This is a genomic window from Bradyrhizobium sp. USDA 3397 (assembly GCF_054060965.1).
In genome coordinates this window covers 7529713-7548895 of the sequence record NZ_JBSSDS010000001.1, presented here as the reverse complement: position 1 = coordinate 7548895, position 19183 = coordinate 7529713, and the positions used below count along the sequence as shown (strand labels likewise).

The 19183-nt window shown below is 64.6% G+C and carries 17 protein-coding genes, 1 tRNA gene, 1 pseudogene and 1 riboswitch; of the genes and pseudogenes, 13 read left to right on the top strand and 6 right to left on the bottom strand.

Annotated elements, in window-relative coordinates:
• The first annotated feature begins 79 nt into the window (after positions 1–79).
• Positions 80–595 carry a winged helix-turn-helix transcriptional regulator gene (locus ACVWYQ_RS35105; protein WP_271542460.1) on the top strand — a complete coding sequence of 172 codons (516 nt, stop codon included), beginning with the start codon at positions 80–82 and terminating at the stop codon, positions 593–595.
• Positions 596–953: 358 nt separating this feature from the next.
• Here ACVWYQ_RS35105 and ACVWYQ_RS35100 read toward each other — a convergent pair.
• Positions 954–1028 (bottom strand) — tRNA-Gln (locus tag ACVWYQ_RS35100).
• A gap of 242 nt (positions 1029–1270) precedes the next feature.
• On the opposite strand from ACVWYQ_RS35100, the gene ACVWYQ_RS35095 reads away from it, so the two are divergent.
• Positions 1271–3052, top strand: a complete 1782-nt coding sequence (locus ACVWYQ_RS35095) for an acyl-CoA dehydrogenase (RefSeq protein ID WP_271542462.1) — start codon at positions 1271–1273, stop codon at positions 3050–3052.
• 50 nt (positions 3053–3102) lie between these two features.
• On the opposite strand, the gene ACVWYQ_RS35090 is transcribed toward ACVWYQ_RS35095, so the two are convergent.
• On the bottom strand, positions 3103–4347 hold the full coding sequence (locus tag ACVWYQ_RS35090; protein ID WP_271542464.1) for an MFS transporter: 1245 nt from the start codon (positions 4345–4347) through the stop codon (positions 3103–3105).
• A 230-nt stretch (positions 4348–4577) separates the two neighbouring features.
• Here ACVWYQ_RS35090 and ACVWYQ_RS35085 point away from each other — a divergent pair, with 230 nt between their 5' ends.
• From ACVWYQ_RS35085 to ACVWYQ_RS35055, 7 genes and pseudogenes are all read left to right on the top strand, one after another.
• Positions 4578–6239, top strand: coding sequence for a bifunctional metallophosphatase/5'-nucleotidase (locus ACVWYQ_RS35085; RefSeq protein WP_404543024.1), 1662 nt, complete (start codon positions 4578–4580; stop codon positions 6237–6239).
• Positions 6240–6361: 122 nt separating this feature from the next.
• Complete coding sequence (locus ACVWYQ_RS35080; protein WP_036004131.1) at positions 6362–7291, top strand: histone deacetylase family protein; 930 nt, start codon at positions 6362–6364, stop codon at positions 7289–7291.
• 73 nt (positions 7292–7364) lie between these two features.
• Complete coding sequence (locus ACVWYQ_RS35075) at positions 7365–7616, top strand: exodeoxyribonuclease VII small subunit (RefSeq protein WP_008132970.1); 252 nt, start codon at positions 7365–7367, stop codon at positions 7614–7616.
• Between the two features lie 627 nt (positions 7617–8243).
• Positions 8244–10172, top strand: coding sequence for a 1-deoxy-D-xylulose-5-phosphate synthase (gene dxs / locus ACVWYQ_RS35070; RefSeq protein ID WP_271542469.1), 1929 nt, complete (start codon positions 8244–8246; stop codon positions 10170–10172).
• Between the two features lie 217 nt (positions 10173–10389).
• Positions 10390–10945: pseudogene (locus ACVWYQ_RS35065) on the top strand (nucleoside 2-deoxyribosyltransferase).
• A gap of 27 nt (positions 10946–10972) precedes the next feature.
• On the top strand, positions 10973–11707 hold the full coding sequence (locus tag ACVWYQ_RS35060; RefSeq protein WP_404543027.1) for a TlyA family RNA methyltransferase: 735 nt from the start codon (positions 10973–10975) through the stop codon (positions 11705–11707).
• A complete protein-coding gene (locus tag ACVWYQ_RS35055) occupies positions 11700–12947 on the top strand; it encodes a class I SAM-dependent RNA methyltransferase (protein WP_456727024.1) in 1248 nt (415 codons plus the stop codon). The genes ACVWYQ_RS35060 and ACVWYQ_RS35055 overlap by 8 nt, the downstream gene beginning before the upstream one ends.
• Here the strand turns inward: ACVWYQ_RS35055 and ACVWYQ_RS35050 are convergent.
• Positions 12944–13543 carry a hypothetical protein gene (locus ACVWYQ_RS35050; RefSeq protein WP_456727023.1) on the bottom strand — a complete coding sequence of 200 codons (600 nt, stop codon included), beginning with the start codon at positions 13541–13543 and terminating at the stop codon, positions 12944–12946. The genes ACVWYQ_RS35055 and ACVWYQ_RS35050 overlap by 4 nt on opposite strands.
• 110 nt (positions 13544–13653) lie before the next feature.
• Here ACVWYQ_RS35050 and ACVWYQ_RS35045 point away from each other — a divergent pair, with 110 nt between their 5' ends.
• The gene (locus tag ACVWYQ_RS35045; RefSeq protein WP_271542479.1) at positions 13654–14499 is read left to right on the top strand and encodes a nucleotidyltransferase domain-containing protein; all 846 of its coding nucleotides are present in this window, start codon (positions 13654–13656) and stop codon (positions 14497–14499) included.
• 4 nt (positions 14500–14503) lie between these two features.
• Here ACVWYQ_RS35045 and ACVWYQ_RS35040 read toward each other — a convergent pair whose 3' ends face one another.
• Together ACVWYQ_RS35040 and ACVWYQ_RS35035 are read right to left on the bottom strand one after the other, a co-directional pair.
• The gene (locus ACVWYQ_RS35040; protein WP_193760406.1) at positions 14504–15139 is read right to left on the bottom strand and encodes a hypothetical protein; all 636 of its coding nucleotides are present in this window, start codon (positions 15137–15139) and stop codon (positions 14504–14506) included.
• A 195-nt stretch (positions 15140–15334) separates the two neighbouring features.
• Complete coding sequence (locus ACVWYQ_RS35035) at positions 15335–16198, bottom strand: DUF1194 domain-containing protein (protein WP_404543029.1); 864 nt, start codon at positions 16196–16198, stop codon at positions 15335–15337.
• A gap of 261 nt (positions 16199–16459) precedes the next feature.
• Positions 16460–16536, top strand: a riboswitch (Fluoride riboswitch).
• A gap of 91 nt (positions 16537–16627) precedes the next feature.
• On the opposite strand from ACVWYQ_RS35035, the gene ACVWYQ_RS35030 reads away from it, so the two are divergent.
• The 3 genes from ACVWYQ_RS35030 (at position 16628) to clpS (ending at position 18710) form a co-directional block, all read left to right on the top strand.
• Positions 16628–17851, top strand: a complete 1224-nt coding sequence (locus ACVWYQ_RS35030) for an MFS transporter (protein ID WP_404543030.1) — start codon at positions 16628–16630, stop codon at positions 17849–17851.
• Between the two features lie 28 nt (positions 17852–17879).
• The gene (crcB, locus tag ACVWYQ_RS35025; RefSeq protein WP_404543031.1) at positions 17880–18263 is read left to right on the top strand and encodes a fluoride efflux transporter CrcB; all 384 of its coding nucleotides are present in this window, start codon (positions 17880–17882) and stop codon (positions 18261–18263) included.
• Between the two features lie 141 nt (positions 18264–18404).
• Complete coding sequence (clpS, locus tag ACVWYQ_RS35020) at positions 18405–18710, top strand: ATP-dependent Clp protease adapter ClpS (RefSeq protein WP_036004073.1); 306 nt, start codon at positions 18405–18407, stop codon at positions 18708–18710.
• Between the two features lie 53 nt (positions 18711–18763).
• Here clpS and ACVWYQ_RS35015 read toward each other — a convergent pair whose 3' ends face one another.
• The gene (locus ACVWYQ_RS35015) at positions 18764–19162 is read right to left on the bottom strand and encodes a hypothetical protein (RefSeq protein ID WP_271542488.1); all 399 of its coding nucleotides are present in this window, start codon (positions 19160–19162) and stop codon (positions 18764–18766) included.
• Positions 19163–19183: the final 21 nt, after the last annotated feature.

Below are 19183 nucleotides of genomic sequence, written 5' to 3'. Positions count from 1 at the left end.
ACCTATCTAGAATGGTGTAAGCGTGCTGCCGCTTCCCCCTGATTCGAGCGGAACAGGCGCCGGTCGACCGGAGAGCAGAATGAAATGGGATGAACTTGAGGAAGAGCCGTGTTCGATGGCTCGCACCATCGGTGTGATTGGCGACCGCTGGACTCTTCTGATTCTCCGCGAATGCTTCCTGCGCACGCGCCGCTTCGAGGGTTTTCAGTCAGCGCTTGGAATCACACGGCATTTGCTCGCCGAGCGGTTGAAGAAGCTGGTGCGGCAGGGCGTCCTGCGCCGCATTCCCTATCAGGAGTCGCCTAAACGCCACGAGTATATCCTGACGCAAAAGGGCCTCGACCTCTATCCGATCATGATGGCGCTCGTACATTGGGGCGACACGCACATGGTCGACGAACGCGGACGTCCCCTGCTGCATGAGCACCGCAACTGCGGAAAGATGTTCGACCCCGTGATGGTGTGCTCGGAATGCGGCGAGCCGCTTTCAGCCAAGGAAGTTCATGTCCACCCTGGTCCAGGCGCGCGCCCGGCTCCAGAGAGGGTCTTGCTTGACAAAAAAGCAAAGCCGAAGCCCCGCAGGAAAGCGGCGTAACGGCGACTAGCCGCGTTTCCCCCACAACGGCCGCAGCGCCACTGCGGCTAACTCTGCGCCATCGGCTGGGCGAACTACAGCTTGACGCCCCTCTGGTGCAGAAGCGCATCAGCTCAACTGACTATCCGATTTGCTCGCCATAACTCTCTGTTCTACGACAGCGCGTAAGAGGTCTCCCCGAGTAGCCTATGCGGTTTATATTGCGATCAAAGCCACGGAAAGACCCAATAGTGTCCATGTGATGCAGAACGTCGCTTAGTTCGATTCTGGACCAAGCATTAGAAGCTCAATTTCCAAACGCGCCAAAAATTTGGCGGGAATGGAGCTGCTTACCCAACGAACTCAACAGCTTGTATGCTGGCTGGGGCGGGAGGGATCGAACCTCCGAATGGCGGAATCAAAATCCGCTGCCTTACCGCTTGGCTACGCCCCAACTGACGACGAACGGGACGGGCAGAACCGGCCACCGAAGATTCCCGTCGGTCGTAGCCCGGTCTATAGGGAGCGGCGCAGCATTTCAACCGCCTGGAGGGGCAAAAAGGGCCCGCGGCTGACACTCTATTCTGGGCCCCAACGGCCCTGCCCGTTCCGGCCAGGCATCCGGCGTCCCGGCAGTTGAGACCGCTCCCGTTTCATGGGAATACGGCGCCAATATCTGTTCTCGGGGAGTGAGCCATGACCTACCGCGCGCCGATTTCTGACATGCTGCTGTCGCTCAACCATGGCGCGGGCCTCAAGGCCGCCCTGGAGGCCGGCCATTACGGCGATTTCGACGCCGACCTCGCGGCCGCCGTGCTGGAGGAAGCCGGCAAGTTCGCATCCGACGTGCTGGCGCCGCTCAACAAGGTCGGCGATGAACACGGCATCAAGCTCGAGGGTGGCAAGGTCACGACCGCGCCGGGCTGGCCTGACGCCTACAAGCGCTGGACCGAGGGCGGCTGGAACGCGGTGTCCGGCCCGGAAGATTTCGGCGGCCAGGGCCTGCCGCTCGCGATCAACGCCGCCTGCACCGAGATCTGGAGCGCGGCCAACGTCGCCTTCGGCCTCTGCCCGCTGCTGACGGCGTCGGCGATCGAGGCGCTGGACGCCCACGGCAGCGACGAGCTGAAGCAGATCTATCTCGAAAAGCTCGTCTCCGGCGAATGGACCGGCACGATGCAGCTGACCGAGCCGCAGGCCGGCTCCGACGTCGGCGCGCTGCGCACCCGCGCCGAAAAGCAGGCGGACGGCACCTATCGCATCAAGGGGACGAAGATCTTCATCACCTATGGCGAGCACGACATGACCGACAACATCGTGCATTTCGTGCTGGCGCGTCTGCCCGATGCGCCCGCCGGCACCAAAGGAATTTCGCTGTTCCTCGTTCCCAAGTTCATGGTCAATGCGGACGGCTCGCTGGGGCCGCGCAACGACATCTATGCGAGCGGCGTCGAGCACAAGCTCGGCATGCATGCTTCGCCGACCTGCACCATGACCATGGGCGATCATGGCGGCGCGATCGGCTATCTGATCGGTGAAGAGAACCAGGGCATGCGCTGCATGTTCACGATGATGAACCAGGCCCGCCTCGGCGTCGGCCTGGAGGGCGTCGGCGTTGCCGACCGGGCCTACCAGCAGGCCCTGTCGTATGCGCAGGAGCGCCGCCAAGGCCGCGCGGTCGGCAAGAAAGGCGACGGCTCGGATGCGATCTTCGTGCATCCCGACGTCAAGCGCATGCTGATGCGGATGCGGGCGCAGACCGCGGCCGCGCGCACCATCTGCTATGCGACGGCCGTCGCGATCGACGTCTCGACCCGTGCCAAGGATCCGAAGGTGCGCACTGAAGCCGCCGCGCGCGCGGCGTTGCTGACGCCGATGGCCAAGGCCTACTCCACCGATATCGGCAACGAGGTCGCCTATCTTGGCGTGCAGGTGCATGGCGGCATGGGCTTCATCGAGGAGACCGGCGCGGCCCAGCACTACCGCGATGCCCGCATCACCGCGATCTACGAAGGCACCAACGGCATTCAGGCGATCGATCTCGTCACGCGCAAGTTAGCTGCCAATGGCGGCGCATCGGTGTGGGCGCTGCTCGACGAGCTCTCGGCAACGGTCAAGCAGGTGGAGGCCTCCAACGATCCCGCTTTCGGCACCACCGGCACCAAGCTGCGCGAGGCCCTGGAGGCGCTCACGCGCACCAGCAAATGGCTGCTGGAGCGCGTTGCCTCCGCTCCGAACGACGCGCTTGCGGGGGCGACGCCCTATCTGCAGCAATTCGGCGCGACGCTCGGCGGCTGCCTGCTCGCCTCCGAGGCGCTCGCCGCCAAGGCCGAAGGCCTTGGCGATGCGCCGCGCTACGTCGCGCTGGCGCGCTTCTTCGCCGAGAACATCGCGGTGCAGGCCGGCGCGCTCGAGCGCACCGTGACGGAGAGCGCGGAATCGGTCGCAGCGGCGGATGCGGCGTTGCTGGGTAGCTAGTTGTCTGTCGCTCCCGTCATCCTTCGAGGGCCGCTGAAGAAGCGACCGCCTCAGGGCGACGGTGATAGAGTGTGCGAATCTTGCAGCCTTCTCCTCGGCCGCCACAACACGATTCCGGCGGCCACGAGATTGAGCACCACGCACAGTGCGAATGCGGTCGTGTAGTTGCCGGTCAAGCTGCGCACGAGCCCGACGACACCGGGGCCGAAGGCGCTAACGATGCCGCTGATCGAGGTGCCCAGGCCCACCGCGGTCGCAAAGGCCGAAGCACCGATCTCGCGCTGGATGATCAAGGGCGGGAACGTGATCATGTTCCCCATCGAGAAGCCGTAGACGGCGCAGCAGGCCAGCAGCACGGTCGGGCTCGTGCTTTGCAGAGCCACGAACAGCGCAGCCGCCTGGCTCGTCATCGAAACAGAACAGGCGAGCCGGGCATCGAGCCGGTCGACGAACAGGCCGAGGGAGAGGCGCCCGACGATCGCCATCGCCGCCATGATGGTGACGGCAAGCCCTGCGGCGGCGCGGCCGATCAGCGGCTCGAGAAACGCCACCTGGTGGACGATGAAACCCATCTGCGCCAGCAGCGCGAGCGCGATCGGCAGCACCATGGTCCAGAACGCCGCGTTGGCGAGCACCGCCTTGCGCGAGCGAACCGGCGCTGAGCCGGAGGAACGTCCGCCCGCTGCAGGCGCTGTCCCTGCGGGCCAGCCGACGAAGGTCACGACCGCCGGCAGCACCAGCACCATCATCGCGAGCGTCGCCGTCAGCATCGCAGACCGGAAACCGATGCTGCCGGTCAGCGACAGCAGCAGCGGGACGAGGATGATGCCGCCGCAAGTCGCGCCGTTGAAGGCAAGGCTGAGCGCGAGGCCGCGCCGCTGCTCGAACCAAGAATTCAGCACGGTCGCGATCACCACCGTGCCCATGCCGGTCCAGCCGACCGACATCAGCGCATAGGCGAGATAAAGCTGCCAGGGCGTCTGCATCAGCGCCAGCAGCACGGTCGAAGCGCCGAGCGCCGTCAGGCCGCACAGGATCAACGCGCGCAGCCCGATGCGCTCGAGCAGGTCATCGGTGAAGATGACGAGCACGGAGGTCAGGAGAAACGAGAAGGTGCTGGCCGCGGAGATCAGCGTGCCCGGCCAGCCGTGAGCGCGCTGCAACTCGGCGAGATAGACGCCCTGGCCGTAGAGGCCGAAGCCGAACATGAAGAAGGCCATCAGGAAGCACGCCAGCACGACCCGCCAGCCGCGATAATACGGCGAGGATTCGTCGATCCGGGGGGCGGCAATCATCAATCTGACGGTCTGCCTGAAGGGAACGGGGCCGGATCGTGCCCCACAACCAACGGTTTTTCAAATGAAACATTGTAGCTAATTGTTGCGGCACGTAACGGGCATGGCATTCATCGAGCGGCACGGCTCGTGCGATGATGGGATTCTCGGGGGAACGACGCTGCACGTGCCCCAAAAATGACGACAACAACCTTCGTGAAATCTTTGCGCCGAACGAATAGTCTAACTCCATGCGACATCCTCTCCGCCTGGCTTGCTTCGTCCTCGCTCTCACCGGCACCCTCCCCGCTGCGGCCCAGAGCGCAGCCCCCGTCGAGCTGCGCATTCTCGCCATCAACGATTTCCATGGCCATCTGCGGCCGCCGCCGGGCGGCATCCGCATCAACGACCCCGAGGACAAGTCCAAGAAGGTGACGGTGGCGGCCGGCGGCGCCGAGTACATGGCGACGCTGCTGAAGCAGCTGCGCGACGGGCACAAGAACGCCATCTTCGTCGCCGCGGGCGACCTGATAGGCGCGAGCCCGTTTCTGTCGGCGATGTTTCACGACGAGCCCTCGATCGAGGCGCTCTCGATGATGGGCCTTGCGATCAGCTCGGTCGGCAATCACGAATTCGACGAGGGCAACACCGAGCTTCTGCGCATGCAGAACGGCGGCTGTCATCCCGTCGACGGCTGCCAGGGGCCGCATCCCTTCAAGGGCGCCAAATTCCGTTATCTCGCGGCCTCCACCGTCGAGACCGCGACCGGCAAGAGCGTGCTGCCGCCCTACGAGATCAGGGACTTCGACGGCATCCCCGTCGGCTTCATCGGCCTGACCTTGAAGGAGACCGCCGGCATCGTCTCGCCAGCGGGCATCGCCGGGCTCGAATTCCGCGACGAGGCCGAGACGGTGAACGCGCTGGTGCCGCAGCTGAAGGCGCGCGGCGTCGAAGCGATCGTGGTGCTGATCCACCAGGGCGGCGAGCCCGCCGGCGACTACAATGAATGCCCTGCCATCACGGGACCGATCGTCGACATCGTCAGGAAGTTCGATCCTGCCGTCGACGTCGTCGTCAGCGGCCACACCCACCGCGCCTACATCTGCGATATCGACGGGCGGCTCGTCACCAGCGGCGACAAATACGGCACGCTGGTCACCGCGATCGACCTCAAGCTCGATCCCGCAACGCGCGACATCGTCGCCGCAAAAGCCGAGAACGTGATCGTCGCAAATGCTTCGCTGGCCAGGGATCCCGAGCAGACCGCTTTGATCGACGCCTACGACAAGCTCTCCGCGCCGATCGCCAACCGGCCCGCCGGCTCGGTGACGCAGACATTGTCGCGCGTGCCGAACGAGGCCGGCGAAAGCGCGCTCGGCGATATCATCGCCGACGCGCAATTGCTCGCAACGCGCGATGCGAAGGATGGCAGCGCCGTCATCGCGCTCACCAATCCCGGCGGCATCCGCACCGACATCGTTCCGAAGGAGAATGGCGCGATCACGTTCGGCGACGTCTTCGCCAGCCAGCCGTTCCGCAACCGCCTCGTCACCATGACGCTGACGGGCAGCCAGCTCAAGGACTTGCTCGAGCAGCAATGGCTGGACCCGAAGCGGCCGCGGATTCTCCAGGTGTCGAACGGCTTCAGCTATACTTGGGATGCTTCAAAGCCGTTCGGCGAGCGCGTCAGCCTCGAGCGGATGACACTCAACGGCAGGCCGATCGAGCCGGGAAGCGGCTACCGCGTCACGCTCAACGATTACCTCGCCGTCGGCGGAGACGGGTTTACCGTCGCCAAACAGGGCACCGCGCCACAATACGGCGGTTACGATGCGGACGCGCTGTTCGCGTTCTTCCGGGCGCACGGGCCGGTCGGTCCGCTCCCGCCCAAGCGCATCCTGCGCGTGAATTGATCCGGATCAAGCGGGCAGCCCTTTGCCATTCCCGGCCAAGCGCCTAGATTGGGTTTTGCATTGCGTTTTGGCGCCGAATGGGCCAACGACGCCAAAAGCCCGTTTTCCGTGAGGCCGACCTGATGAGCACGCTTCTCCTTTCCCACAAGGCCTGCCTCGACCATGTCACGCCGCCGGGACACCCTGAAAGGCCGGATCGCCTGCGCGCGGTGGAAGAAGCCTTGTCGCATGAGCGCTTCCAGTTCCTGGCGCGCGAGGAAGCGCCGGAGGGCGATCTCGATCTCGTCACGCTCTGCCACAACGAGCATTACGTCACCGAGCTGCGCCACATCGCGCCGACCAGCGGTCAGGTCTATATCGACGGCGACACCTCGATGTCCCCGGGCACGTGGGAGGCGGTGATGCGCGGCGTCGGCGGCGCGGTCGCGGCGACCGAAGCGGTGATGGCCGGCGAGCATCGCAACGCCTTCGTCGCGGTCCGCCCGCCCGGACATCACGCCGAGATCGGCAAGCCGATGGGCTTCTGCTTCTTCGACAACGTCGCGATCGCCGCGCGCCACGCGCAGCGCAAATACGGCATCAAGCGGGCGGCCATCGTCGACTTCGACGTGCATCACGGCAACGGCACGCAGGACATCTTCTGGTCAGACCCGACCGTGATGTACTGCTCGACGCACCAGATGCCGCTGTTTCCGGGCACCGGCGCTAAAAGCGAGCGCGGCGATCACGACACCATCGTCAATGCGCCGCTCGCCTCCGAGGACGGCGGCCCGGAATTCCGCGTCGCGTTCGAGAATCTGATCCTGCCGCAGCTCGAGAAATTCAGCCCCGAGCTCTTGATCATCTCGGCCGGCTTCGATGCGCATTATCGCGATCCCCTGGCTTCGCTCAACCTGCGCGCGGAGGACTATGCCTGGGTGACGCGCAAGCTGATGGATCTCGCCGACAAGACCGCTGGCGGCCGCGTTGTTTCGGTGCTCGAGGGCGGCTATGACCTGCAGGGACTGAAAGAATCTGTTACGGCGCATGTCGGCGCCCTGATGGGCGCTTGACCCACCCGCCACATTACGCCCGCAAAACTCTGCTTTCTCCAAGGTGAAGCGAATCGGGCAATCGGAAACGGATATGGCCGAAAATACTCAAGTCGACGTCTCCAGGCTCACCTTCGAGCGCGCGATCGAGGAACTCGAAACGATCGTGAAGCGGCTCGAGGATGGCAAGGTGCCGCTCGAGGAATCCGTGACGATCTACGAGCGCGGCGAGGCCCTGAAGCGGCGTTGCGAGGAATTGCTGCGCCAAGCCGAGGCGCGCGTCGACAAGATCACCACCGATGCCAGCGGCCAGGCCACCGGCACGGCGCCGCTCGACGTCCAGTAAAAAGAGTGCTCTCCCGCTCAGCCTTCTGACTCCCCAGGGCCGTGCAAGAGCGCGACGCAGGTCCGCATAGAATGTCTTCGCGGTGAGCGTGGCCGCTGCGTCCTTATCGCAGTGCGCAGTTCCCGACCGGCATGCGGTTCCCTGGCGGTGGATCGATACGTCCCCATCGAATCGGGTCGTTGAGAGCGAGAAAAGCCCATACTCGGGCCAAAAAGCGGCCAAGAACCGAGCAAGGCCGGAACCCCTTACCCCGCACCGAGGTTAACCACTTCTGGTCCGCGAGTTGCACCTGCATACCCCTAATCGGCCCAGCGGGTTGGCTTTGGCCCAAGCTTTGGTGTAAAGCTGCGCGGAGTGTGGCTTTTTGTAAGCCTTGCGTGGGCACCGATTACCGACGACAAGCGCTTCAAACTGCTAATGAAATTGGCTTGGGACGGACGAAGCCGATCTAAGTGACAGGGATCACAGAGACTGAACCGGAGCACACTTAAGCTTACCTAAGCTTGAAGGCGGGGCCTTGCCCCGTGCAGGTGGCTCCGACGGTTATAGGACTCGCGCTGCGCCGATATTGTGCAAACCCATCGCGCACCGGAATGACCTTCCGGTGCTGACAAATTGGAAATCGCCGTGAACGCATACAGTAAGACGCCGCTTCTCGACACCATCCGGACGCCGGAAGATCTGCGCAAGCTCAAGGTCGAGCAGATTCGCCAGGTTGCCGACGAGCTGCGGCAGGAGACCATCGATGCCGTCTCGGTGACCGGCGGTCACTTCGGCGCGGGCCTCGGCGTGGTCGAGCTCACCACCGCGATCCATTACGTCTTCGATACGCCGCGCGACCGGCTGATCTGGGACGTCGGCCACCAGGCCTATCCGCACAAGATCCTCACCGGCCGGCGCGACCGCATCCGCACGCTGCGCACCGGCGGCGGCCTGTCCGGCTTCACCAAGCGCAGCGAGAGCGACTACGATCCGTTCGGCGCGGCGCATTCCTCGACCTCGATCTCCGCCGGCCTCGGCATGGCCGTGGCGCGCGACCTCTCCGGCGGCAAGAACAACGTTATCGCCGTGATCGGTGACGGCGCGATGTCGGCCGGCATGGCCTATGAAGCCATGAACAATGCCGGTGCGATGAATTCGCGCCTGATCGTCATTCTCAACGACAACGACATGTCGATCGCGCCGCCGGTCGGCGCCATGAGCGCCTATCTGTCGCGCCTCTACTCCGGCAAGACCTACCGCACGCTGCGCGATGCGGCCAAGCAGATCAACAAGCGCCTGCCCAAGATCCTCGCCAACCGCGCCAATCGCGTCGAGGAATATTCCCGCGGCTTCATGATGGACGGCGGCACGCTGTTCGAGGAGCTCGGCTTCTACTATGTCGGCCCGATCGACGGCCACAACCTCGACCATCTGCTGCCCGTGCTGAAGAACGTCCGCGACATGGAGACCGGCCCGATCCTGGTCCACGTCGTGACGCAGAAGGGCAAGGGCTACGGCCCCGCGGAAGCCTCCGCCGACAAGTACCACGCCGTCGTCAAGTTCGACGTCGCGACCGGCACGCAAGCCAAGGCCAAGCCGAACGCGCCGGCCTATCAGAACGTGTTCGGCCAGAGCCTCGTCAAGGAAGCGCAGAAGGACGACAAGATCGTCGCCATCACCGCGGCGATGCCCTCGGGCACCGGCGTCGACATCTTCAACAAGGCCTTCCCCGACCGCACCTTCGACGTCGGCATCGCCGAGCAGCACGCGGTGACCTTTGCCGCGGGCCTTGCGACCGAAGGCTACAAGCCGTTCTGCGCGATCTACTCGACTTTCCTGCAGCGCGGCTACGACCAGATCGTCCACGACGTCGCGATCCAGAGCCTGCCCGTCCGCTTCGCCATCGATCGCGCCGGCCTCGTCGGCGCCGACGGTGCGACCCATGCCGGCTCGTTCGACAACGCCTATCTCGGCTGCCTGCCCAACATGGTGATCATGGCGGCGGCGGACGAAGCCGAGCTGGTGCACATGGTGGCGACCCAGGTCGCGATCGATGACCGTCCGAGCTCGCTACGCTATCCGCGCGGCGAAGGCCGCGGTATCGAGATGCCCGAGGTCGGCATTCCGCTCGAGATCGGCAAGGGCCGCATGATCCGCCAGGGCAGCAAGATCGCCCTGCTCTCCTTCGGCACGCGCCTCGCCGAATGCGAGAAGGCCGCCGACGAGCTCGCCGCCCACGGCCTGTCGACCACGATCGCCGATGCGCGCTTCATGAAGCCTCTGGATACCGAGCTGGTGCTCAAGCTCGCGCGCGACCACGAGATCCTGATCACGATCGAGGAAGGCTCGATCGGCGGCTTCGGCTCGCATGTCGCGCAGTACCTGACCGACCAGGGCGTGCTCGACAGCGGCATGGTCAAGTTCCGCTCGATGGTGCTGCCCGACGTGTTCCAGGACCACGACACCCCGGCCGCGATGTACGCCCGCGCCGGCCTCGACGCCAAGGGCATCGTCGCCAAGGTGTTCGAGGCGCTCGGCAAGGACGTGAAAACCGAGACGGTCAAGCTGGCTTGATTGTCGCGGCAGACGCTGAACCCCACCTCTCCCGTAGGGAGAGGTCGGATTGCTCCTGGCGATGCGAAGCGTCGTCCAGTGCAATCCGGCTGAGGGGCTCAGGTCCCACGTGAGAGCGTAACCCCTCACCTGCGCCTTCGGCGCGACCTCTCCCCTTGGAGAGGTTTTGCACCGCCGACGTCGCGGCAACTCCGATGCCTTCTCAATCGGTCGCGCGATGAAAATCTATCTGGCAGGCCCCGACGTGTTCCTGCCGGATGCGGTCGAGATCGGCCGGCGCAAGGTCGAAATCTGCGCCGCGCACGGACTTACCGGCCTTTATCCCCTCGACAATGCGATCGACCTCACCGCGCGTGACGCCTCGCGGCAAATCTTTTGCGGCAACGAGGCGATGATGGACGATGCCGACGCGATCATCGCCAACCTCACCCCGTTCCGGGGCGCCGGCGCCGATCCCGGCACCGTCTACGAGCTCGGCTACATGGCCGGCCGCCGCAAATTCTGCCTGGCTTATTCCAACGACGGCGCCGTCTATGCCGACCGCCTCAGTCGCTTCATGGACGTCGTGTCCGAGGATGGTCGGCTGGTCGATGCACAGGGGCTGGCGGTCGAAGATTTCGGCCTCGTTGACAACCTCATGATGATCCATGCGCTGGAGCTGCACGGCTGCCCGCTGGTGACGCCGGCCACTATGCCGACCGACGTCTGGGCACGATCTCACCGCGTTCGAGACTTGCGTCTGGATGGCGGCCGCGCGATTGATCGCTACATAAGCTTTTTAGTCGTCCGTCGGAGATCCGATGCCCCCTGCCCGCAAGCGCGCGGATGTATTGCTGGTCGAGCGCGGCCTGTTCGAGAGCCGGGCGCGAGCTCGCGCGGCCATCGAAGCCGGCCTCGTCACGGCCGACGACAAGCAGGTCGCAAAGCCGTCGGAGACGATCGCCGAGGATGCGGTGATCCAGGCCGAGCCGGCGCACCCTTACGTCTCCCGCGGCGGCGTCAAGCTCGCCGGGGCGCTGGAGCGGTACCCGATCGAGATCGAGGACCATGTCTGCCTTGACGTCGGCGCCTCCACCGGCGGCTTCACCGAGGTGCTGCTGGCGAACGGCGCGAGCCTGGTGTTCGCCATCGATGTTGGCACAAGCCAGCTGCATCCCTCGCTGCGCGATCATCCGAAGATCGTATCGATGGAGGAGACCGACATCCGCAGCTATGAGGGCAAGCGCCTGCCGGCGCGCCCCGATGTCGTCGTCATCGACGTCAGCTTCATCTCGCTGAAATCAGTGCTGCCGGTGGCGCTGTCGCTGGCGGCCGCGCCGATGAGCCTGCTGGCGCTGATCAAGCCGCAATTCGAGGCTGACAAGAAGCACAACAAGAAGGGCATCATCCGCGATGCCGCCATACACCGGGAGATCTGCGACGACATCGCGGCCTTTGCGGCGTCGCTCGGCTGCACCGAGATCGACATATTCCCCTCGCCGATCACCGGCGGCGACGGCAACATCGAATTCTTTCTGGGCGCGCGCCGTGGTTGAGCGCATCAAGATCGATCATGTCGGCCATCGCGGCGACGGCGTCTGCCTCGACGCCGGCGAAGCAATCTATGTGCCCTATACGCTCGGCGGCGAGACCGTCGAGGTCGATCACGTCGCAGGCCATCATGCCGACCGGCGCAAGCTGCTGGCGGTGGAGGTCGCAAGCCCGGAACGCGTCGAACCATTCTGCCCGCATTTCGGCGTGTGTGGCGGCTGCGCCATCCAGCATTGGGCGACCGAGCCGTATCGAGCCTGGAAGCGCAATATCGTGATCGAAACGCTGGCGCAGGCCGGCATCGATTGCGAGGTGGCGCCGCTGGTCGACGCCCACGGCGCCGGGCGCCGACGCATCACGCTGCACGGCCGGTTCGGCACACACGATATCCTCAAGGTCGGCTTCTCGGCTGCGAGCTCTCACGACGTCATCCCGATCCATCGTTGTCCGATCCTCGATCCCGCGCTCGAGGGCGCACTCGATGCCGCCTGGGCGCTCGCCGAGCCGCTGACGTCCAAGATGCCGATGACCAAGCCATTGGATATCCAGGTCACCGCGACCGCCAATGGCCTCGATGTCGACGTGCGCGGCTCCGGCCCGCTGCCGACGCCGCTGGTCACCGCGCTGTCGCGCGTCGCCGAGCAGCACCGCCTGGCGCGGCTGACCCGGCATGGCGAGCTGGTGCTGCAACGCCTGCCGCCGACGGTGAGGATGGGCCGCGCCGAGGTGACGCTGCCGCCGGGCTCGTTCCTGCAGGCGACGGTGGCAGGCGAGGAGACGCTCGCGGCACTCGTCACGGACCGCATCGGCAAGGCCAAGGAGGTGCTCGACCTCTTCTGCGGCGTCGGTCCGTTTGCGCTCAGGCTCGCGGAGAAGGCGCGCGTCACCGCCTATGACAGTGACGCCGGCGCCATCGCGGCGCTGGCCAAAGCTGCGCGCACACCTAGCCTGAAGCCGATCAAGTGCGAACCGCGCGACCTGTTCCGCCGCCCGCTGGTGCCGCAGGAGCTGAGGGACTTCGACGCCGTGGTGTTCGACCCGCCGCGCCAGGGCGCGCAGGCGCAGGCGCTGAAGCTTGCGGCGAGCAAGGTGCCGGTCGTCATCGCGGTGTCCTGCAACGCCGCGACCTTTGCCCGCGACGCACGGCTCTTGATCGACGGCGGCTATCGGCTGAAGTCCGTGGTGCCGGTCGACCAGTTCCGCCACACGCCGCATGTCGAGCTGGTGGCGGAGTTTAGACGCTAGCGCCGCAGGCCGCTCAGCGCCGGCGATTCGCCGGGCAGCATGTTCGATCTGATATCGCTGTCCATGCGGCCCGAATCCTGCTGGGTGTAGCCGACGCCGAACGACAGGCTGAGATTTGAGGTCGGCTTGAATTCGACACCCGCAAACCCGCCATAGCCGGGCCCGGCGCCGGAGGTGAGCGGCGCCAATGAGCTGCCGATGCCGTTGCCGTATTTCAGCGTGTCGAAGCCGGCAAAGAAGGTGACGGGCATACCGCCGCCGGTCTTCATCTGATAGCCGAATTGCGTGCTGTCATAAGAGAGCGCGCTGAAATTGCCGAGCGAGCCCGCCTGGTTGAAGCCGCTCAATCCGAGATTGCCGCGTTCGCGACCGATGAAGAACCCGTTTGCAGAGCTCGTGCGCCAATCGGCCTCTCCGGCGTTGAAGCCCGCAAAGTTGCCATAGGTGTCGGAGCTCAGGCCGGCAGCGCCCCCAAGGCCGAAAGGCCCACCGGGAATCCAATATCGCAGCGGCGCGACTTGCGCATGAACCGACGCCACGCCGAGGCAGAGCACGGCGAGACCCGCAAGAGCGCATGAGCGTGCAATGTCGAACATCCTGGCTACCGTCTAGAACCCTGCAAAACTATACTCCTCGACCATCATCAATGCCAGCGGAGTGACCGCGTCGTCCTCGCGCCCGCAGGACTTTTGGGGAACCTCACCAGATGCCGCACGATCCGTTACTCGCCCGCCTCACACCGGTTCTTGCCGCGGTACCTGGCGTCCAGGCCGTGGTGCTCGGGGGCTCACGCGCGCGCGGCACTGCCCATTCCTCCTCCGACTATGACATCGGACTGTACCGCTCCAACGCCGCTCCGCTCGACACGGATCGACTGCTGACGGTGGTGAAGAGTATCGCCGACGATCCAGGCGCCACGACCGTGACAACATATAACGAATGGGGATCGTGGATCGTCGGAGGAGCCTGGCTGTCGGTCGAGGGGCGGAAGGTCGATCTGCTGTACCGTTGCCTCGATGATGTCGAACGCGTCATGTCGGCCTGCCGGTACGGTAAGGTGCTCATGGCCTACCAACCCGGCCATCCGCATGGTTTCTGCTCGACCATCTGGATGGGCGAGATCGCATATTGTCAGCCGCTGCACGATCCGAGCGGCGTGATCGCCCGGCTCAAATCGATCGCACTTCCCTATCCGGAGGATCTGCGCAGCGCCCTGATCCGGCGCTTCCAATGGGAGGTCCTGTTCAGCATCGAGAATGCCGAGCTCGCGGCGGCACGCAACGAGCGGACCCATGTCGCGGGATGCCTCTACAGGTCGCTCGCCTGCATTGCGCAGGTGCTGTTCGCAGTGAACGAGCGCTATCTGATCAACGAGAAGGGGGCGCTACAGGAGGCAGCCGGCCTGCCGCTGACGATTCCGCACCTGGTGGAGCAGGCCGACGAAATCTGGCGACTCGTCGCTGATGGCGGTTTCGCGCAGGCCTGCGCAATGCTGCGGCAGGTCGACCGAGAATTGAAGGCGCTGGCTCACCCCGGCGGAACAGCGCCGTAAAGTGTTATGCCGTCCTATCGACCGACGACGACGAATCCGCCGGCGGATATTTCGTCACCGGCACCATGAAGGATTTGGTGCCCACCTGGTAGATGATCTTGCCGTTCTGCCCGTCGTCGCTTGCGATCTGCGTCTGTCCGAACATGATGACGTTCTTGTAGACGAAGCCGGTGCCCTTGCGGGTGACGCCGTCGGTGGTGACGCTGACCTCGGCCTCCTTGCCATTGACCGACAGCACCTTGAAGCTCGCGCTCTTGCCGTTCTCGCTGGAATAGCCGCCCCAGCTTCCCATCAGGCGGTTGTCGGACGCGGGCGGGTCCTGCTTTTGCAGATTGGCGGTCTGCTTGCCAACGCCCCCGAACGAGAACAGCATCACCATGTTCTTGCCGTCCTTGGTGCCGACCGTGACGCCGCCGAAGGTGATGAGCGTGCCCTTAACCTCGGCAAACCCGCGCTCGGTGCGCCCGTTGTTGGTGTACTCGACCTGCGCCCGGGCCCCGCGGATGTTGACGACCTTGAAGCCGACGGGCTGGTTGTTGCCCACCCAATTGCCCTTCCAGTCACCGAGCAGAGCGCTCTGGCGATACAGCCGCTCGTTGGCGGGCGAAATCTGGCTGGTGCTCGATGTGACGATGGCCATTGGATTGCTCGGACGGGCCTGACAAACCCGCTTTCGCTGGTTTGGGCAGGTCAGGATGCCGGCGGGAACGAACAGTAACGATGCGATTAGGGCCACGCAGCCGTTAACGAGCCGTTAAGCGCGCGCATGGTTCGGGCGGGCAAAAGGTCTCAGCCGGAACTGGCGGGCGTGATGCCGCCGGAAAAAACCGCCCCCTCACCGTCCCCAGCGGTCGGACCAGATCTTCTCGCCGATGAGGCAATTGACGCGCGGCTCCTTGTCGGCAACGCGCATCACCGGGCGCTCCGGCGTGCGGCCGGCGATTTCCATCAGCAGCTTGGTGCGGATCGCTTCCTTGAACTTGTCGCGCTCCTTGATCGTGATGACGAAGGACCCCGGCCCTCCGATGACGCAGTCCTCGTAATAAAGATCGAGATTGTCGATATCCATGGTCGAATAGGACGGCTCCTTGACCATGATCGGCAGGCCGTTGATGACGATGCCTTTCTCCAGCGCAGCGTCACGCGCCATCGTGACCGGGCCACCATTGTTGTTCGGACCGTCGCCGGAAATGTCGATGACACGGCGCAGGCCGCGATAGGGATCCTCGTCGAACAGCGGCATCGCGAAGTTGATCGCGCCTGATATCGAGGTGCGCGAAGCGCGCCGGATCGGCGTCTTCATGATCTCGGCGGCAACCGCGTCCGCCGTCTCCGGACCATCGATCAGCCGCCAGGGAATGATGATCTTCTGGTCGCTGGAGGCGGCCCACTCGAAATAGGTCACTGCGATGCGGCCGTTCGGGCCGAGCTTCAGCGCCTGCAGGAACTCCTTCGACTGGATCGCCTGCGCATAGCCCTCGCGCTGGATCGCGAGCTCGTCCATGTCCATCGAGTAGGACACGTCGACCGCGAGGATCAGCTCGACATCGACGCTCTGCGCGTCCTTGTCGGCCGCAAGCCGCTGCGGTTGAGTTCTGGGTGATTCGAATTTGGGTCCTGGTGCCGCGATGCCCGCGACGTCCCCTCCGGCGAACATGCCGGCCACCAGCACAGCCCCGATCGAGAACAGCAAACGCATCGCAGTCTCCCGTCGTATGACGCGATGGTGACATGCAATCGGCTTGCCGCAAAGGCCGAAGATCGCTTGTGCTTCACATTCGAGTTAGGAATTCACACGTTACGCAAGTCTGCCGCCATGTTGCCGCGCTTGCGTCGGGAACAGGGGCGATCTCAAGAGCCGTCGTTCCGGGACTCGCGTAGCGAGGGCCGGGAATCCAGCTGCCGGCGGAGGCACGCGACCCCGCCCACTTGTCCGGCACGATTTCCATGCTAGGTTGGTCGCACAGATGGGGATGGAGTCCCCCGACAACCGCCCGGCGGTCGATGACCTCATGGGCTGATGACTCCTGCTCGAGGAGAGGCAATCTTGGGCCTCTGCCTTTGGCGGGAGCATGGATGTACCCGCCGATGGCGGGTTTTTTGTTGCCTGCTGGCGGCCGGCAGGCGAATGCGAGGGGACGACGAAGACGTGACGACACCGAATGCCGTACGTACCACGCTGCCCAGAGGGATCTGGGTGCTCGGCTTTGTCTCGATGTTCATGGACATCTCCTCCGAGATGATCCACGCGCTGCTGCCGGTCTATCTCGTCACCGTGCTCGGCGCCTCCACCCTCACCGTCGGCTTCATCGAGGGCGTTGCCGAGGCGACCGCCTCGATCACCAAGATCTTCTCCGGTGCGCTGTCGGACTGGCTCGGCCGCCGCAAGCTGCTCGCCGCGCTCGGCTATGGGCTGGCCGCCTTCACCAAGCCGCTGTTCCCGCTCGCGCCCAGCGTCGGATGGCTGGTGGCAGCGCGCTTCATCGATCGCGTCGGCAAGGGCATTCGCGGCGCGCCGCGCGATGCGCTGATCGCCGATATCGCCCCCGTCGGCCTGCGCGGCGCGAGTTTTGGCCTGCGGCAATCGCTCGACACGATCGGCGCCTTCGTCGGGCCGCTCGTGGCAATCGGCCTGATGTGGTGGACGGCAGACAATTTTGCCCTCGTGTTCTGGGTGGCGGTGCTGCCGGCCTTCCTGTCCTTCGGGCTGATCGCGTTCGCGGTGAAGGAGCCGGATCCCGATCCGAGCCGGAAACGTGCCGAAAATCCGCTCAATCTCGCCGCAATGCGCCAGCTCGGAGCGGTCTATTGGCGCGTCGTCGCCGTGGGCGTCGTGTTCACGCTCGCGCGCTTCAGCGAGGCTTTCCTAATCTTGCGCGCACAGAACATCGGGCTCGAGGTGATGTGGGTGCCGGCTGTACTGGTGCTGATGAACGTCGCCTATGCACTGTCGGCCTATCCGGCCGGCGTGCTGTCGGACCGGATCAACCGGACCGGCCTGCTCGCGCTCGGCCTGGTCTTCCTCGCCGCGGCCGACCTCGCGCTGGCGCTGCTCCCGAGCCTTGCGGGCCTCGCACTCGGAGTCGTGCTGTGGGGACTCCATATGGGACTGACGCAGGGCCTGCTCTCGGCCATGGTCGCCGATGCCGCCCCGCCAAGCCTGCGCGGCACCGCCTTCGGCTATTTCAACCTGTTCACCGGGCTTGCCCTGCTGGCTGCGAGCGTGATCGCGGGTGCGCTGTGGGACGCCTATGGACCGGCGGGAACGTTTCTTGCCGGACTTGGATTCGCGCTGATTTCGCTGGTGGGGCTGCTCGCCGTCGGCAAGGGTCTGGCCACGGAGGGCAAGTGAAGCAAATGGCGAAGTGGGGACCGAGACATTGAACATTCAATACATTCTCGCCGTCGCCGGCGGCGGAGCGCTCGGCGCGGTCATACGCTATCTCGTTGCGATCGGGTCGGGCCGCGCGTTCGGTACGGATTTTCCCTGGGGCACGCTGATCGTCAACGTCACCGGATCGTTCCTGATCGGGATTTTCACCGCGCTGTTCGCGACCAAATGGAACCTGCCGCAGGCGGCGCGGATCTTTCTGACGGTCGGAGTTTGTGGCGGGTACACCACGTTCTCGACGTTCTCGCTGGATGCCTGGTTTCTGATCGAGCGCGGCCAGACATGGGCATCCGCCGCCTACATGATTGCGTCGGTCGTGCTGTCGGTGGGCGCTCTGATCGCCGCATTGCAGCTCGTTCGCGCGCTTCCGTAACTCGAGCAGGCGCAAGTCGTGCATTCCTGCCCAGCCGCGACGGCATAGTGGCGAGCGGCCGCGTATCTTGGAGCGCTGCCCGCTCCTGCGGTATGATGCGTTGGCTGGTGGCTCATCCGAGCCAGAGCGTTTCGGGACACGATGAACGATACCGTCACCAAACCGAAAACCAGGACCAGGACCAAGGTCGAGCGGCCGAAGCTCCACAAGGTCATCCTGATCAACGACGACTACACGCCGCGTGAATTCGTCACCATGGTGCTGAAAGCCGAATTCCGCATGACCGAGGATCAGGCCTATAAGGTGATGATCACCGCGCACAAGCTGGGCGCCTGCGTGGTGGCCGTATTCACCAAGGACGTCGCCGAAACCAAGGCAACGCGCGCCACCGACGCCGGCCGTGCCAAGGGCTATCCGCTGCTGTTCACGACAGAGCCGGAGGAGTGAGGCATACAGCCTAGAAGTGCGGTCAAGGCGCGCCAAGATGATCTGGCCGCGTGCTACTTCAATTTGGCAAAGACCTTGCTGAACTCCGGAAGCTGCAGCCTTCGCTTCTCCTCCTGCCATTCAGCTTCATTGAAAGGGCCACTCACGGATACCTGCACCAAAACGTCCCGCTCATTCGCCTCTCGTGCGATATAGTAGAACTCCGTGACCGAACGGTTCGGTTGCTCTCCCCGCTTGCGCGGGTGGCGAGCGAACACGATGTACCGGGCATTCGCGCCGGCCTGAAACACCGTAGGCCCCGGCAGACCATCGCCTACACAATCTGCATCGGTGCCGATGGATCGGCAAAGCATCATATCTTCATCGACGTCGAGGGCGACGAGACGATAAGGCCCATCAACCGCTTCGTCTTGAACGAACCCGCAGCCAGTCAGGCACAGGGAGAGCGCCAAGGATGCCCATGGTCTCACATG

Excerpts from the sequence above, each read along its gene's own strand:
- ACVWYQ_RS35085 (WP_404543024.1), top strand. The coding sequence starts at position 4,578 with ATGCGACATCCTCTCCGCCTGGCTTGCTTCGTCCTCGCTCTCACCGGC.
- ACVWYQ_RS35045 (WP_271542479.1), top strand. The coding sequence starts at position 13,654 with ATGCCGCACGATCCGTTACTCGCCCGCCTCACACCGGTTCTTGCCGCG.
- ACVWYQ_RS35090 (WP_271542464.1), bottom strand. The coding sequence starts at position 4,347 with ATGATTGCCGCCCCCCGGATCGACGAATCCTCGCCGTATTATCGCGGC.
- ACVWYQ_RS35040 (WP_193760406.1), bottom strand. The coding sequence starts at position 15,139 with ATGGCCATCGTCACATCGAGCACCAGCCAGATTTCGCCCGCCAACGAG.
- clpS (WP_036004073.1), top strand. The coding sequence starts at position 18,405 with ATGAACGATACCGTCACCAAACCGAAAACCAGGACCAGGACCAAGGTC.
- ACVWYQ_RS35060 (WP_404543027.1), top strand. The coding sequence starts at position 10,973 with ATGCCCCCTGCCCGCAAGCGCGCGGATGTATTGCTGGTCGAGCGCGGC.
- ACVWYQ_RS35080 (WP_036004131.1), top strand. The coding sequence starts at position 6,362 with ATGAGCACGCTTCTCCTTTCCCACAAGGCCTGCCTCGACCATGTCACG.
- ACVWYQ_RS35095 (WP_271542462.1), top strand. The coding sequence starts at position 1,271 with ATGACCTACCGCGCGCCGATTTCTGACATGCTGCTGTCGCTCAACCAT.
- ACVWYQ_RS35075 (WP_008132970.1), top strand. The coding sequence starts at position 7,365 with ATGGCCGAAAATACTCAAGTCGACGTCTCCAGGCTCACCTTCGAGCGC.
- ACVWYQ_RS35035 (WP_404543029.1), bottom strand. The coding sequence starts at position 16,198 with ATGCGTTTGCTGTTCTCGATCGGGGCTGTGCTGGTGGCCGGCATGTTC.
- ACVWYQ_RS35105 (WP_271542460.1), top strand. The coding sequence starts at position 80 with ATGAAATGGGATGAACTTGAGGAAGAGCCGTGTTCGATGGCTCGCACC.
- ACVWYQ_RS35030 (WP_404543030.1), top strand. The coding sequence starts at position 16,628 with ATGCGAGGGGACGACGAAGACGTGACGACACCGAATGCCGTACGTACC.
- ACVWYQ_RS35050 (WP_456727023.1), bottom strand. The coding sequence starts at position 13,543 with ATGTTCGACATTGCACGCTCATGCGCTCTTGCGGGTCTCGCCGTGCTC.